The sequence below is a fragment of the Rubrivirga sp. genome (assembly GCF_965213695.1).
GTDB lineage: Bacteria > Bacteroidota > Rhodothermia > Rhodothermales > Rubricoccaceae > Rubrivirga.
Genome location: NZ_OZ243912.1, coordinates 1472213 through 1487976 on the forward strand (window position 1 = coordinate 1472213; position 15764 = coordinate 1487976).

The 15764-nt window shown below is 73.2% G+C and carries 12 protein-coding genes; 8 read left to right on the plus strand and 4 right to left on the minus strand.

Annotated features, from left to right (window positions below):
• Positions 1–80: 80 nt before the first annotated feature.
• The 4 genes from ACOOHE_RS06410 to ACOOHE_RS06425 form a co-directional block, all read right to left on the minus strand.
• Positions 81–1499, minus strand: coding sequence for a B12-binding domain-containing radical SAM protein (locus ACOOHE_RS06410; RefSeq protein WP_420456975.1), 1419 nt, complete (start codon positions 1497–1499; stop codon positions 81–83).
• A 27-nt stretch (positions 1500–1526) separates the two neighbouring features.
• Positions 1527–2879: a B12-binding domain-containing radical SAM protein gene (locus ACOOHE_RS06415; RefSeq protein WP_420456976.1), complete on the minus strand. Its 1353-nt coding sequence runs from the start codon at positions 2877–2879 to the stop codon at positions 1527–1529.
• A 181-nt stretch (positions 2880–3060) separates the two neighbouring features.
• On the minus strand, positions 3061–3999 hold the full coding sequence (locus ACOOHE_RS06420; RefSeq protein WP_420456977.1) for a Rieske 2Fe-2S domain-containing protein: 939 nt from the start codon (positions 3997–3999) through the stop codon (positions 3061–3063).
• Positions 4000–4002: 3 nt separating this feature from the next.
• Positions 4003–5406, minus strand: a complete 1404-nt coding sequence (locus ACOOHE_RS06425) for a B12-binding domain-containing radical SAM protein (protein WP_420456978.1) — start codon at positions 5404–5406, stop codon at positions 4003–4005.
• A 457-nt stretch (positions 5407–5863) separates the two neighbouring features.
• Here ACOOHE_RS06425 and ACOOHE_RS06430 point away from each other — a divergent pair, with 457 nt between their 5' ends.
• The 8 genes from ACOOHE_RS06430 (at position 5864) to ACOOHE_RS06465 (ending at position 15749) form a co-directional block, all read left to right on the plus strand.
• Positions 5864–7792 (plus strand): PAS domain-containing protein, encoded by a 1929-nt coding sequence (locus tag ACOOHE_RS06430; protein WP_420456979.1) that lies wholly within the window; start codon positions 5864–5866, stop codon positions 7790–7792.
• A gap of 20 nt (positions 7793–7812) precedes the next feature.
• Positions 7813–8253 (plus strand): response regulator, encoded by a 441-nt coding sequence (locus tag ACOOHE_RS06435; protein ID WP_420456980.1) that lies wholly within the window; start codon positions 7813–7815, stop codon positions 8251–8253.
• A gap of 4 nt (positions 8254–8257) precedes the next feature.
• Entirely contained in the window at positions 8258–9547 is a 1290-nt protein-coding gene (locus tag ACOOHE_RS06440) for a sensor histidine kinase (RefSeq protein ID WP_420456981.1), read from the plus strand.
• Positions 9548–9606: 59 nt separating this feature from the next.
• On the plus strand, positions 9607–10176 hold the full coding sequence (locus ACOOHE_RS06445; RefSeq protein WP_420456982.1) for a Uma2 family endonuclease: 570 nt from the start codon (positions 9607–9609) through the stop codon (positions 10174–10176).
• 83 nt (positions 10177–10259) lie between these two features.
• Positions 10260–13556, plus strand: coding sequence for an isoleucine--tRNA ligase (gene ileS, locus ACOOHE_RS06450; protein WP_420456983.1), 3297 nt, complete (start codon positions 10260–10262; stop codon positions 13554–13556).
• Positions 13557–13634: 78 nt separating this feature from the next.
• Complete coding sequence (locus ACOOHE_RS06455) at positions 13635–14216, plus strand: signal peptidase II (protein WP_420456984.1); 582 nt, start codon at positions 13635–13637, stop codon at positions 14214–14216.
• Positions 14217–14426: 210 nt separating this feature from the next.
• On the plus strand, positions 14427–14912 hold the full coding sequence (locus ACOOHE_RS06460; protein ID WP_420456985.1) for a DUF2243 domain-containing protein: 486 nt from the start codon (positions 14427–14429) through the stop codon (positions 14910–14912).
• 42 nt (positions 14913–14954) lie between these two features.
• Positions 14955–15749, plus strand: a complete 795-nt coding sequence (locus tag ACOOHE_RS06465; RefSeq protein WP_420456986.1) for a cytochrome c oxidase assembly protein — start codon at positions 14955–14957, stop codon at positions 15747–15749.
• The last annotated feature ends 15 nt before the right edge of the window (positions 15750–15764 follow it).

Consider the following 15764-nt stretch of genomic DNA (forward strand, 5'->3'; position numbering starts at 1 on the left):
GGACAGCTTTTGCTGCTCGGAGCGAAGCGATACGCGGGCGGACGGGGGGTGCCCGCCGGCCGCTGAGGGAGCGCGATCCGTCATGCCGCCCACGCCTCCAGGGCGCCGCGAGGACTCGTCGCCAGCGAGAACGGCTCGGCGTGGCTCGCCTCGATCAGCTCGCCCGTCCAGCCCAAGTCGCCGAGCGGGTAGCCGTCGCGCTGGTCCACCTCCGCCCGCAACATGCTGTTGATGGTCCAGAAGGCCGACCACATAAAGGCGTTGCCGGCGTTGACCCGGTCGAGGCTCCGCCGCGCGATGCTCCGCCAGCGGTAGAACCGGGCCCGCGCCTGGACGCACGACGCGCGGACCTGCTCGGGCGTCATCCGGGCCGGCCAGAACGGGACCTCGTTGTAGCGGTAGGCCGGGTCCAGCCACCAGGCGTCGTAGCGCAACCGGCCCTCAGCCTCCAGCCGGTCGTAGAGCGCCGTGCCGGGGAACGGCGTGAGGTGGTTAAAGGCGGCGATGTAGAACTTGTGGTCGAGCGCGAACCGGAGCGCTTGGTCCACGCTCGCCTCCGTGTCCTGGTCGTAGCCGACGACGAACGTGGCGTACAAGCGGACCCCGTGGCGCCGCAGGTTTTCGAGGGCCTTCGCGTAGCCCCCGCGCATCGTGTTGAACCGCTTGCGCATCTGGACGAGGTTGGCCTCGTTGAGCGTTTCGAACCCGATGAGCACGCCCTGGCACCCGCTCTCGCCGAGCAACGTGAGGTACTCCGGGTCGTGCGCCGCGTTGATGCTGGCCTGGCTCACCCAGCGGACCTTCTCGTGCTTCAGCGCGCGGAACAGCTCCTTCGCCTGGTCCATGTTCGACGTGATGTTGTCGTCCACGAAGAACAGGAGCTTGCGCCCGGCCTCGGTCACCTCGCGGACCTCGCGGATCACGTCGTCGACCGGCCGCCGCGTCTGCGTCGCCCCGAAGTAGGACGTCACGGCGCAGAACTCGCACTTGAAGTGGCACCCGCGCCCAGCCTCGACCAGCCCGATGGGCAAATACGTCTTGCCGGCGAAGATGGACCGGTCGGGCCGGAGCCCGCTCAGCCCGGGCCGCCCCTCGCCCCGGTACACCCGCTTCAGCCGCCCAGCCGCTGCGTCCGCCAGCACCGTGGGCCACACGCCCTCCGCCTCGCCGACCACGAGCGCCTCGCAGAACCGCGAGACCTCCTCGGGGACGAGCGTCGCGTGGAACCCGCCCATCACGACGGGCACGCCGCGCCGCCGGTACTCGCTCGCGATCTGGTACGCCCGCCGCGCCGTGTACGTCTCGACCGAGATCGCCACCAGGTCGGTCGGCTCGTCGAACGGGATCGGCTCCATCCGGTCGTCGTGGAAGCGGACGTCCCAGCCGGGCGGCGTCAGCCCGGCAAGTGTCGCGGGCGGCAGCGGCTCCATCTGCCACGCCTTGATGTACGGCTCGCCGGGCCGCCGGCCGATGCAGGGGTGAACGAGGGTGAGGCGCATGGGGGGAATGGGTTCAGAGTTCGGGGTTCAGGGTTCGCAAGGTGTGAGTTCTCGCGAACCCTGAACCTTTGAACCCTGAACCTCTCCGAGCGGCTTGCCCAGCTTGTCCTTCAGCGCCCGCCGCGCCATCACGTTCGCGCCGAGGTAGACCGCGAGCCGGGCGGGCGACCGGCGGTGCGGCCGGTTCCACGCGCGGCGCAAGATGGACTGAGGGCGGAAGAAGAGGCGGCGGGCGCGGCGGCAGCCGGCCGTCAGCGCGTCGGGCGTCAAGTTCGCGGGGCGGAAGGCGGCGTCGCCGTAGCGGTAGGCCGGGTCGGTCCACCAGGCGTCGTGGAGCAGGCGGCCCTCGGCGGCGAGGCGGTCGTAAAGTCGCGTGGCCGGTGTCGGCTGGAGCGCGCTGAAGTTGACCAGGAACAGCCGGTGGTCGAGGGCGAACCGGGCCGTCCGCTCGAAGCAGTCGGGGCCGTCGTGGTCGTAGCCGAACACGAACGAGCCGTAGACCATGATGCCGCGCGCATGGAAACGGGCGATGGCTTCCGAATACGGCCCGCCGACCGTGTTGAACCGCTTGCGCATCTGGCCCAAGTTGCCGTCGTCGAGCGACTCGAAGCCGACGAGCGCGGCGATGCAGCCGCTCCGCGCCATCAGGTCCAACAGCTCGGCGTCGTGCGTCACGTCGAGGGTGACCTGGCAGCCCCACGTGATGCCGAGCGGAACGAGGGCCTCGAAGAGCGCCGCCGCCTGCTCGCGGTCCACCAACAGGTTGTCGTCGACGAGCAGCACGTGGCGGGCGCCGGACCGGCGGATCTCGTCGGCGACGGCTTGGGGAGGGCGCTGGCGGAGCGAGCGGCCGTAGAAGGCGTGGATCGAGCAGAAGTCGCACGCGAACCGGCACCCGCGCCCGACCTGGACCGGCAGAACATTCTGGTACCGCATCTCGCGGAAGATCGAGCGGTCGAAGCGGAGGTCGGCGAGGTCGGGGAACCCGTCGGCCTGGTAGCGCGGGCGCAAGCGGCCCGCCGCGGCGTCGCGGACCACGTCTGCCCAGACGGGTTCGCCGTCGCCGATCACGACGGCGTCGGCGTGCCGGGCGGCCTCGTCGGGCAAGAACGTCGGGTGGTAGCCGCCCATCACGACCGGGACGCCCCGAGCGCGGAGGCCGTCGGCGATCTGGTAGGCGCGCCGGGCCGTGTAGGTCTCGACGGTGATCGCGGCGAGGTCGGGCCGGAGGCCCGGCGGGATCGGCGCCAGCCGCTCGTCGTGCAGCGAGTGCCGGGTTCCGTCGGGCGACACGGCGGCGAGAGCGGCGAACGCCAGCGGCTCCATCGCGTCGTGAGCGCGACGGCCGTCGAGGCTGGGGCGGAGGAAGGCGACGCGCATGGCTAGCCTCGGCGGACCGTGATCGCGCAGATCGCTCCCCCCGCTCCCCTTCCGGTCGCTTCGCTCCCAGGTCGGGAAGCTGTCCCCCTCGCTCGCGAGGGGGACAGCCCAGGCGCCCCTGAGCGCAGCGATGGGCGCTTGGACGGGGGGAGCGGTCGCGGGCGGAGCGTGAGGAGTCTCATCATGCTCGGCCTCTCGGCAACCCGTCCACGACCTCTGCGAACGCCGCGAGGGGGCCGTCGGCCGGAGTGAACGCGCGGCGGAAGCGGAGCCCTTCGAGCACGCGCGCGTCGTCGTGGAGGAGCGCGTAGAGGCCGACCGCCGCCCGCACGGTCGAGCGCGGCCCGCGAGGGAGGAACAGCACGACCTGGGTCCGGCTCCCCTCGGCGACGGGCGTCGCGGTGAACAGGGCCCGGAAGCGGACCGGCGAGAAAACGTCGGCCGTGGCGACGTGGCCGCCGTGCGTCGTGAACCGGACGGCGACGTCGCCGCCGAGCAGTCGGCGGAGCGCTCGGCTCCGCGCGCGGCCCCGGATCTCGACCGACACACGCGGCGGCTCGACGGTGAGGACCGGCTCTGCCAGCGGATCGAGCCCGTGGAGCGTGTCGAAGTGGGCCACGTCGAGCCCGTTCCCGATGACGAGGTGCGGGTGCGCGCGGATCGTCTGCGCCGGCGGTCGGACGATCCGCCAGCGGCCGGGCGGCAGCTCGGGGAGCGCGACCGGGTCCGGCCCGGTCGCCAGCCACACCAGCCCCCAGCGCTCCTGAACCGAAACGGAACGGGCGCGGCGGGCGGGCGGCTCGTCCCACCCGGGCGCGCCGAGGCACGTGCCGTCGCCACCGAAGGCCCAGCCGTGGAACGGGCAGACGAGCGCGTCGCCCTCGACCCGTCCTTGCCCGAGGTCGGCGCCGAGGTGGGGGCACCGGGCGCCGAGGCCGTGGACCTCGCCCACCCCGTCTCGCCACAGGGCGACCCGGCCGCCGGGCGCCTCGACGCCGACGACCCGGCCTCTGCGGATCGCCCGGCTCCGGGCGACCGGCAGCCACGAGGCCGTCGCCACGCCTGCCTCGGCGAAGGCGCGGCCTCGGTCGACGGGCGGAGGGGTCGGGAGGACCTGCATGGCTCAGGCGGCTGCGGCGGCGCGGCCGACGTCTGCCCGTTCCCCAAACAGCCCCAGCCGCCAGTCGCACGTGTAGTACTCGTGGAGCCGCCGCGCGTAGTAGCGGTAGCCCACGTTCGTCGCGAGCGCCAGCGCCGTCTGCGTCCGCGAGCCCGCGAGGCGCTTGAGGATCGAGGTCCAGCGGTACGTCCGGAGCCACGCCCGCTCGGTCCCGCGCAGGAGCGCGTCGGCCGACATCCGGGCGGGCTCGAAGACGACGTGCTGGCCGTCGTACAGGCCCCAGTCGTCGGTCAAGATCCGGCCCTCGGCGCTCAGCGTGCGGTAGAGCGGGGTCCCGGGGAACGGCGTCAGGACGGCGAACCGGGGGAGGTCGACGTCGGCGTCGTGGACGAAGGCGGCCGTCCGGTCGAACACGTCGGGGCCGTCGGTGTCGAACCCGAACACGAAGCAGCCCATGACGGCGATGCCCCGGTCGTGGAGCGCGCCGATCACGCGGCGGTACGCGCGCTCCGGCGTCTCGCCGATGGCGTTGAACCGCTTGTGGCTCTCGGCCAAGGTGTCTGGCGAGAGCGACTCGAACCCGATCAGGAGGGCGCGGCAGCCGCTCCGGGCCGCCAGGTCGAGCAGGTCCGGGTCGTCGGCGATCCGGGTCGTGGCGAGCCCGCCCCACGTCACGCCGAGCGGGACGAGCGCTTGGAACAGCGCCTTCGCATAGCCCACGTCGCCGATCAAGTTGAGGTCGAGGAACAGCAGCTTGCGCGCCCCGTGCCGGCGGACATCGTCCACGACCTCGCCGACGGGCCGCTGCATCGGGCCGCCCCACGCCGTCGGGACGACGCAGAAGTCGCAGCGGTGCTGGCAGCCGCGCGTGGCTTCGAGCGTGAACGACTGGGCCACACGCCCGCGTGGCAGCAGGTCGCGTCGAGCGTGGGGCCGGTTCGCCAGGCTCAGGCCCGGCGCCTGGGCGTAGCGCTCGCGCAACCGCCCGGCCGCCGCGTCGCGGACGACGTGGGGCCACGTGTCCTCGGCGTAGCCCGTCACGACCGCGTCGGCGTGGCGCTGGGCCTCGTCGGGGACCAGCGTCGGGTGGACGCCGCCGAGCACGACCGGCACCCCGCGCGCGCGGAGCCGGCCGGCGATCTCGTACGAGCGCGGGGCCGTCCCGGTGATGGCGCTGATGCCGACGAGGTCGGCGTCGAGGTCGTCGGGGACATCGCCCAGGCCCTCGTCCCAGAGCGCGACCTCGGCCGGCACGTCGTCGGGGACGAGGGCAGCGAGCGTCGTCAGCGTGAGCGGGGCGTAGCGCATCTGCCGCCGCCACGCGCCGCCGCGGTGGCGGTACAGCGGCCCGCGCGGCGAGACGAGCGCGATGCGGAGCGGGGCGGGTCCCGGCAAGGTCGGCGACATGGCGACGTGTGGAGGTCTTGAGAAGGTAGAGGGCCGGCTCCGCCCACACCCGGTCCGATTGCACTACCCGGCGACAGACGGCGGCCTCCCTGTCCGAGGCGGCAGGGCCGGTCTCCATGTCCGAGGCGAGATCCTTCGCGTTCGCTTGGGAGCTGTCTAGCGAGCGGGGACCGTCCCCTCTCCACCCCTCGGGGGGAGAGGGCTAGGGTGAGGGGGGCGGTCAGGACGGAGCGGGAGGCCGGCCGAGACGCCGCGAGCCCCTCACCGGGCCTCTCCCGGGGGGAGAGGGGACCTCGCGAGCAGCGCCAAGGCGTTCCCCACACAGTTTTTGAGCGTCAGCGAAGGATCTACTCGGCGGCGAGAGCGCGCGCTCGTGAAACCTCGGGGTCGCCCGGCCGGAAACGGGAGCGGGCCAGGGTCGTACGGCCCTGCCCTCCGCGACCGCCCCTCTCTGCCTGTGCCCCCCGTCCCCCCGCCGTCCGCCGAGGGCGCCCGCCCGCCCGGGTCCGAGGCCGGCCCCGCGATCGACGCGGCCGACGTGCTGGCGTCGATCTCCGACGCCTTCTTCGCGCTCGACGCCGAGTGGCGGTTCACCTACGTCAACGACCAGGCCGTCGCCCTGCTGGACCGCGAACGGGCGGACCTGCTCGGGAAGAGCGTGTGGGACGAGTTCCCGGAGGCCGTCGGCGGCCCGTTCTGGCAGGCGTATCACCGGGCTGTCGAGACCCGGGAGGCCGTCCAGTTCGACGCGCCGTACGACCCGCTCGGCCGGCACTTCTCCGTCCGCGCGTTCCCCTTCGACGGCGGCATCACGGTCTACTTTACCGACGTCAGCGAGGCCCGGCGGACCGAGGCCGCGCTCCGCGAGAGCGAGCGCCAGCTCCGCCAGCTTACCGAGTCGCTCCCCCAGCTCGTCTGGACCACGACGCCCGACGGCTACCACGACTACTTCAACGAGCGGTGGTACGCCTACACCGGGATGCCCCGGCCCGACGAGCCCGGCGGCGAGAACCGGGGCGGCGCCCAGGGCTTCCGCTGGGCCGACTACGTCCACCCCGACGACCTCGACGCGGCGGCGGCGCGGTGGGCCCACTCGCTGGCGACCGGCGAGCCCTACGAGGTCGAGTACCGGTTCCGCCGGGCGGACGACGGCGCCTACCGCTGGTTTATCGGCCGGGCCGACCCGCTCCGCGCGCCCGACGGCCAGATCCTGCGCTGGTTCGGGACGTGCACCGACATCGACGACCAGAAGCGGGCCGAGCTCGCGCTGCGCCAGAGCGAGGCCCGGCTCCAACTCGCGCTCGAAGGCGGCGGGATCGGGTCGTGGGAGTGGGACACCGCCCGCGACGTGCTCGTCCACGACGACATCGCCGGGCGGCTCTGGGGCGTCGGGCCCGAGGGGATGCCCTCGGCCGAGACGTTCTTCGAGATCGTCCACCCGGACGACCTCCCCGGCCTCCGGGAGGCGCTCGCCGAGGCGGTCGAGAGGGGCGGCCGGTACGACGCCGAGTTCCGGATCTTCCTGCCCAACGGCCGGGTCCGCTGGCTCGCCGCCCGGGGGCGGATGGTCCCCGACGGCCGGGGCGGCGGGCGGCTCTACGGGTTCAACTTCGACGTGACCGAGCGGCGCCAGCAGGAGGAGGCGCTCCGCCAGAAGAACGCCGAGATGGAGCGGTTCGCTTACACCGTCTCGCACGACCTCAAGTCGCCGCTCGTCACCATCACCGGGTTCCTCGGCCTCCTCCAGGGCCACCTCGCCGCCGGCCGGGCCGAGAAAGCCGAGCAGGCCCTCGCCCGCGTCCTGGGCGCCGCCGACCGGATGGGCCGGCTCATCGAGGACCTGCTCGTCCTGAGCCGGTCGGGCCGGACGTCCGGCGACCCCGCCCCGGTCGACCTCGACGCGGTCGCCGGCCGCCTGGCCGACGAGATGGCCGTCCGGGCCGAGAAGGCGGGCGGGGCCGTCGAGGTCCGCGGGCCGCTCGGCGTGCTGCTGGCCGACCGCCAGCGAGTCGAGGAGGCGCTCGAGAACCTGCTCGCGAACGCCGTCCGCTACGGGCTCGGCGGCGGCGGCTCGCGCGTCGTCGTCCGGTCCGAGCCGGCGCCGAGCGGCGGCCTCCGCCTGGTCGTCGAGGACGACGGGCCCGGCGTGCCCGAGGCCTACCGCGACCGGGTGTTCGACCTGTTCCAACGGCTCGACACCGAGGGCGAGGGGACCGGCGTCGGGCTCGCCGTCGTGGCCCGCGTGATGGAGGTGATGGGCGGCGAGGCCCGGGTCGAGGGCGCCGGCGGGCCGCCCGGCCGGGAGGGCGCCCGGTTCGTCCTCGAGGTCCCGCCCCACGCCGTCCACTCGACCCCGGCCGACCTCGCCGCGACTTCTGGCCCCTAGTTTGCACACCCACCCCCCCGATGGCTTCCGACACCCCCATCCGCCCCCTCCGCATCCTGCTGGTCGAGGACGACGACGACCACGCCGAGCTCACCGTCGTCGCGCTCGAGAGCCACGACGCGCGCCACCAGACGGTCCGCGCCCGCGATGGCGCCGAGGCCCTGGACCTCCTGTACCGTCGCGGCGGCCACGCGGACGAGCCCCGCCCCGACCTCATCCTGCTGGACCTCAACCTGCCCCGCGTCGGCGGCCTCGACGTGCTGGCGACGGTCAAGGACGACGAGGGCCTGCGCGAGATCCCGGTCGTGGTCCTGACCACGAGCGACGCCGAGTCCGACCGGGTCCGGGCCTACCGGACGCACGCCAACAGCTACCTCGTCAAGCCCGTCGACTTCGCCAAGTTCGAGGCTATGATCCACGAGCTCGGCGACTACTGGGCCCGCTGGAACCGCCTCCCCTAACCGCATGCCGACGTCCCCCGCGCCCGACCCCCGACCGACGCCCACGGCCCAGGACGGCCCGTCCGACCCCGAGGGCGTCGAGGGCCTCGTCGTGGAGGTGGTCGACGAGACGCCCGACCCGTTGCGGGTGCTCCTGATCGAGGACGACCCGGACCACGCGGCCCTGGTCGAGGCCTACCTCGCCGACGTCCGGGACCCCGCGGTCCGGCTCGACCACGTCACGATGGTCGAGGCGGCGACGACGGCGCTGGAGGGCGCCCAGGGCGACCCGTTCCACGCGGTCCTGGCCGACCAGCAGCTCCCGGACTCCCAGTACTGGGAGACCGTCGCGCGCGTGGTGGCCGCGGCCGGGGGCGTCCCGGTCGTCGCGCTGACGTCGCTGGGCGACTTGGAGGTGGCCCTCGACGCGGTCCGCGCCGGCGCTTCGGACTACCTCGTCAAGGCCGAGCTGACGCCCGAGGTGCTCCGCCGGACGCTGCGCTACGCCGTCGAGCGGGCCCGCCGCGACCGGGCGCTCCGCGAGACCAACGAGGCGCTCCGGCAGACGCTCCGGCACGTCCGCCAGATGCAGGCCCAGATCGTCGAGCAGGAGAAGCTGGCCGGGTTGGGGCGGCTGTTGGCGGGCGTGGCCCACGAGCTCCGGAACCCGCTCGGGCTGGCGGTCGGGTTCGCGGAGGCGGCGGCGGCCGAGGCCCACGCGCTCGCCGAGGCGGCCGACCTGACGGGCGAGGCGGCGGCCCACCTCGACGCGCTCCGCCAAGCCGCCGACGGGGCCGCCCGCCAGGGCCGCCGCGCCGACGCCGTCGTCCGGTCGATGTACGAGCACGCCCGCGGCGTCGACGGCGTGCTCCGCCCGGTCGCCTTGGGCGACGTCGTCCGCGCGGCCGTCGCCCAGGCCGTGCCCGGCGACGTCGAGGTCTCGGTCGACGTCGCCCCCGGGGTCGAGGTGGTCGGCGTCGGGTCGGCGCTGACCCGGATGCTCTCGAACCTCATCGGCAATGCCGTGCTGGCGGCCCGCCAGGGTGGTGGCCGCGTGGCCGTCACGGTCGAGGCCGACGACGGCGAGGCCGTGCTGACCGTCGCCGACGACGGCCCGGGCATCGACCCGGCGACGCTGGCGACGGCGTTCGAGCCGTTCACGTCGGGGTGGGCGTCGGGCCGGCGCGTCGGGCTGGGGCTCTCCCTGGCCCGGGCCATCGCCGTCGGCCACGGCGGGCGGATCGAGCTGGGACCGAGTGACCTCGGCGGCGCCGCGGCCCGGGTGACGCTGCCCCGCGACGCCGCGGGCGGCTGAGGCCGGGAGCCGGACGACGGGCGGACCGTTTATGTTGGACCCGATCCCTCTCCGGTCCCATGCCCGTCGCCGCCGCCCGCACCATCACGTTCACGCCGGAGGAGTATTTTGATTGGGAGGAGCGTCAGGAGGAGCGCCACGAGTATTCCCGAGGCGAGGTCTACCCCACGCCCGGAGGCACCTACGAGCACTTCCTGATCGTCTCGAACGTGGTGGGCACGTTGCGCCTCGCGCTCGGAGATGCGGGAGCCGTCCTCCCGGACGGAATGCGGGTCCAGATTCATGAGCTCCGTTACGTCTACCCAGACACGAGCGTCGTCCTCGGCGAGCCGGCGTTCCGCGAGGGGTCGAAGCGGCGGGTGCTCCTGAATCCGTCCGTCGTGGTCGAGGTGCTGTCGGAGAGCACGGCGACCTACGACCGGGGCGAGACGTTCGCTCTCTACCGCGAGGTGGCTTCCCTCCGCGAGATCGTCTGGGTCGACTCCGAGCGTCGGTTCGTCGAGGTGGCCACCAAGTCCGACGGGACGTGGGCGCTGCCGTCGCCGGTGGAGGATGGGCGGGTCGAGCTCCCCTCGCTCGGCGTGACGGTCGCCGTCGACGACCTGTATCGCGGCGTGACGCTCGGGTAGCGCCGCCCCCGAATCGCCCCCGGCTTCACGTGGGCCGGTGGGGGCGGACGGTAGCTTCACGGCTCCCGAATCCGCCCGCCGTCATGCCCTACCCCGAGGTCGACCGCTTCGACCCCGTCGCCGTCGAAGAGGCCGTCCTCGCGAAGTGGGACGCCGAGGACACGTTCCGCCAGTCGCTCGCGGTCCGGGAGGGCACCCCCCACTTCGTGTTCTACGAGGGGCCCCCGACGGCCAACGGCAAGCCGGGCATCCACCACGTGATGGCCCGGACCATCAAGGACCTGTTCTGCCGCTACAAGACGATGCGGGGCTTCCGCGTCGACCGGAAGGCGGGGTGGGACACGCACGGGCTCCCGGTCGAGATCGAGGTCGAGAAGGAGCTCGGGCTGGAGGGCCGCCACGCCGTCGAGGAGTACGGCGTCGCCGAGTACAACGCGGCCTGTCGCGCGTCCGTCCTCCGCTACAAAGACTTGTGGGACGACCTGACGGTCCGGATGGGCTACTGGGTCGACCTGGAGCACCCCTACGTCACGTTCGAGACGGACTACATCGAGTCGGTCTGGAACCTGCTCCGGCGGATCTGGGACAAGGGCCTCTTGTCGAAGGGCCACAAGATCCAGTGGTACAGCCCGGCGAATGGGACCGTGCTCTCGTCGCACGAGGTGTCGCTGGGCTATAAGGAGGTCCAGGACGTGTCGATCGTCGTCCGCGCCCGCCTCGTCGAGGAGCCGCGGACGTCGCTCCTGGCCTGGACCACGACGCCGTGGACGGTGCCGTCGAACGTGGCGATGGCCGTCGGCCCGGGCATCCACTACGTCAAAGCGCGGCAGGTGGTCGAGCAGCCCGACGGCTCGACCGAGGAGGAGTTCCTGATCGTCGCCAAGAGCCAGGTCGCGTCCATCTTGAAGGGGGATTACGAGGTCGTCCAGGAGCTGACCGGGGCCGACCTCGTCGACGCCCGCTACGAGCCGATGTGGCGCGACGACGACGAGAACGCGGGCCACGGCGCGTGGCGCGTCGTCCTGGCCGACTACGTCACGACGGAGGACGGGACCGGCATCGTCCACACGGCGCCGGCGTTCGGCATGGACGACTTCGCGACGGGGCAGCGCTACGGGCTCCCGACGATCAACCCGGTCACGGCCGAGGGCCGGTTCGAGGACGACGCCGAGGTCATCGGCGGGATGTGGTTCAAGGACGCCGACCGCGTCATCATCCGGGACTTGGCCGCGCGCGGGCTGCTGTACCGCGAGGACAGCTACGTCCACAACTACCCGCACGACTGGCGGAAGGGGACGCCGCTGATGCAGTACCCGGTCGAGAGCTGGTTCGTCCGCACGACCGAGGTCAAGGACCGGCTGGTCGAGCTGAACAAGACGATCAACTGGCAGCCCGAGGGCATCGGGACCGGCCGGTTCGGGGCGTGGCTCGACGGCAACGTGGACTGGGCCATCAGCCGGATGCGCTACTGGGGCACGCCGCTCCCGATCTGGGTGTCCGACCGCGATCCCGAGCAGGTCGAGGTCATCGGCTCGGTCGAGGAGCTCCGCGAGCGGGCCGGCGGTACGTTCCCCCGCGAGGCGCTCAACCCGTTGCTGGGCGGCGACGGCCTCGACCTCCACCGGCCCTACGTCGACGCCATCACCTGGCCCGACGGCCAGGGTGGGACGATGCGCCGCGTCCCCGACCTCCTCGACGTCTGGTTCGACTCGGGCGCGATGCCGTTCGCCCAGTGGCACTACCCGTTCGAGAACGCCGAGCGGTTCCAGGCCAACGTCCCGGCCGACTTTATCGCGGAGGGCGTGGACCAGACGCGCGGCTGGTTCTACACGCTGCACGCGATCGCGACCCTCGTCGACGACCGGGTGGCGTACCGAAACGTCGTCGTGAACGGGCTCGTCCTGGACGCCAACGGCGAGAAGATGTCGAAGTCCAAGGGCAATGCCGTCGAGCCGTTCGGGGCCATCGCGAGGCACGGCGCCGACCCGATCCGCTGGACGATGATGTCGGCGTCGCCGCCCTGGGAGGACCTCCGCTACTCCGACGCGGCGGTCGAGGAGACGACGCGGAAGTTCTTCGGCACCCTCGTCAACACCTACCGGTTCTTCGCGACCTACGCCAGCTTGGACGGCTATGCCCGCGACGACGACGCGGCCGTCACGCTGGCGGACCGGACCGAGCTCGACCGCTGGGTTCTCTCTCGCCTCCAGTCGACGGTGGCCGAGGCCGTCGACGCGCTCGACGCCTACCACCCGACGCGCGCCGCTCGGGCCGTCGAGGCGTTCGCCGACGACTTGTCGAACTGGTGGCTGCGGCGCTCGCGCCGGCGGTTCTGGAAAGAGGTACGGGGTACGGGGTACGAGGTACAGGGCCCGGACGACCTGGACCGTACCTCGTACCCCGTACCCCGTACCGACAAGCAGGCCGCCTACGACACGCTGTGGGAGTGCCTGGAGGCCGTCTCGCGGCTGATGGCGCCCATCTCGCCGTTCGTGGGCGAGTGGCTGTACGGGCTGCTCGGGCACGACGCCTCGGTCCACCTCCAGACCTATCCCGAGCCCGAGGCCGGCCGGCACGACGCCGAGCTGGAGGGGCGGATGGCGCTGGCCCGCGCCGTGACCACGGCCACGCTCGCGCTGCGGAACGAGGCCGGCATCAACGTCCGCCAGCCGCTCCGGTCGCTCTTGGTCGTGACCGGCGCCGGCGGCGTGGACCAAGCCGTGCTGCGCTCGGTCGAGAACGTGATCCTGGACGAGGTCAACGTCAAGGCGTTGGAGACGGCCTCGGCCGACTCGGGCGTGGTCTCGAAGCGGGCCACGCCCAACTTCAAGGCGCTCGGCCGGAAGCTCGGGCCCCGGATGAAGGAGGCGAATGCGGCCATCCGCGCGCTCGACACCGACGCCATCCGCCGCTACGAGGCCGAGGGGAGCTACGTGCTCGACCTGCCGAGCGGGCCGGTGACGCTGGAACGGGACGACCTCGACGTCGTGTCGGAGGGCGTCGCCGGCCGGGTCGTCCGCCAGGAGACCGCGCTCGACGCGGCCGGCGAGACCCGGGTCGTGACGGTCGCCCTCGACACGACGCTCGACGACGCGCTCCGCGCCGAGGGCGTGACTCGGGAGGTCGTCAACCGGATCCAGGCGCTCCGCAAGGAGGCCGGCTTCGAGGTGGCCGACCGGATCGCCGTCGAGCTCGACGTGCCCGCCGGCCTGCTCCCGTTCGTCGCCGCGAACGGGGCGCTGGCGCCGTCGTTCGCCGACCCCGTCCGCGCCGAGACGCTGGCCGAGTCGCTCGCCCTGTCCGACACCCCGACGGGCGACTTGGTCCGCGAGGTCGAGATCACCGGCGAGGCGCTGACCGTCGGCGTCCGCCGCCTCTGAAGATGGGTACAGGGTACCGGGTACAGGGTACCGGGTGGCCTGTACCGACACCCCGTACCAAGTACCCCGTACCCCCCGATGCGCGTCCTCTGGGTCACGTTCTTCCTCGTCGTCGCCGACCAGATCACGAAGCTCGTGGTCAAGTACAACATGGTCCTCGGCGAGTCGATCCCGGTCGTCGGGCGGCTGTTCCGGTTCACGTTCACCGAGAACCCCGGGATGGCGTTCGGGCTGACGGTCGGGAGCAAGCTGTTCCTGACCCTGTTCTCGATCGCGGCGACGGTCCTGATCTTCGTCTACCTCCGGCGCGTCGAGTGGGCCCCGTTCGGGTACCGGCTGGCCCTGGCGCTGGTGCTGGGCGGCGCGCTCGGCAACGTGATCGACCGGGTGTTCTACGGGATGGCCTTCGGTGAGTGCCTGCCGTCGCCGCCCGGCTCGTCGCGGCTGTTCTACGGGTGCGTCGTGGACTTCCTCCACCTCGACGTGTACCAGGGGCCGCTGTTCGGGCGGACGGTCGCGCTGTTCCCCATCGGCAACATCGCCGACGTGGCCATCATCGCGGGCGTCGTGCTGATCTTGATCACGCAGGGCCGGTTCCACCAGGCCGTCCAGGCGCGCGAGGCGCCGGTGCCCGAGCCGACCGTGGGCGAGGGGGGATAGAGCCGGATCGGTCGAGGGCTCGCCGCCGTCCGGCTCCGGCGCGGGTGGGCCGGTCCCGCAGGCGGGGAGGGCGGACGCGCGGAGGTGGGAGCTTCGACGACTGGGGCACGTTCCCGGTCTTGCCGATGGAGCCGCGCGGTGGAATGCGCGGCGGAGCCCCGACCTGGGACGGCGAGCCCCGAGGCGCCCGTCCCGCACGAGCAGCACGCGATGCGCACCGAGCCCCACCCCATGATCGAGCCGCGGCGGTCGCTGTGGGCCGCCGCGCTCGTGGGGGCCGGCGTGATGGCGGCCGTGGACGAGGTCGTATTCCACCAGCTCCTCCGGTGGCACCGGTTCTACGACCTCTCGACGCCGGCCGTGGGGGTCGTCTCGGACGGGCTCCTCCACGCGGCGAGCCTGCTCGCGCTCATCGGCGGGTTCTTCCTCCTTGCCGACCTTCTCCGCCGTGGCGCCTACGGCCGTGGCCACGCCCGAGCCGGGTTCTTCGTCGGCGCCGGCGGGTTCCAGCTGTTCGACGGGCTCGTCGATCACAAGGTGCTGCGGGTCCACCAGGTCCGCTACGTCGAGGACCTCCTGCCGTACGACGTCGCGTGGAACCTCGCGGGCGTGGCGCTCCTCGTCGTCGGGGCGGTCCTGTGGCGGCGCGCGCGGGCAGAGCGGGCCGGCGCGTCGGCCCGCTCCTCCGGTCCCTGACGCGCCGGGATGGACGGCCTCTCCGCTCATGGTGCCCCTGGCGTGGCCTCCTCGGTCGCGTGGCTGCTCCTCGTCACCGGCGGCTCCGTGGCGTACCTCTCGGCCGCCCGGGCGGAGCGGCGCGCGGGGCGCCGGTGGAGCCGGTCGCGCGTGACGGCTTTCGCCGTGGGGGCGGGCTTGCTCGCCGTCGCGGCCCTGCCGCCCGTCGTGGCCTTCGCGCACCACGACCTCCGGGGCCACATGGTCCAGCACGTGCTCGTCGGGATGCTCGCCCCGCTCGGCCTGGTCCTGGGGGCGCCGGTGACGCTCGTGCTCCGGACGCTCTCCGTGCCCGCGGCGCGGCGCGTGGCCGCGGCGCTCCGCTCCCGGCCCGTCCGGGTGCTGTCCCACCCGGCGACGGCGGCCCTGCTGAACGTCGGCGGGATGGCCGCCCTCTACGCGACCCCGCTCTACGCCGCGACGCTGTCCTCGCCCGCGCTCCACCACGCCGTCCACACCCACGTCCTCGCGGCCGGGTGCCTCTTCACGTGGGCCGTCCTCGCCGGTCCGGACCCCGCGCCGCACGCGCCGCCGATGCGGACGCGGCTCGGCGTGCTCCTCGTCTCGGTGGCCGCCCACGCCACGCTCGGCAAGCTGATGTACGGCCACCTCCTGCCGCTCGGGACGCCGCACGGCCCCGACGAGATCCGGGCCGCCGCGCAGCTGATGTACTACGGCGGCGACCTGGCCGAGGGGCTCCTGGCCGTGGCGCTGTTCGCGACGTGGTACCGGAGGCGGGGCCCGTGGCCCACGCTCCGCGCCGAGCGACCGGGCCGGCGCCTCCCGCACCTCGTCTGACCGCCGCTCCCGCGG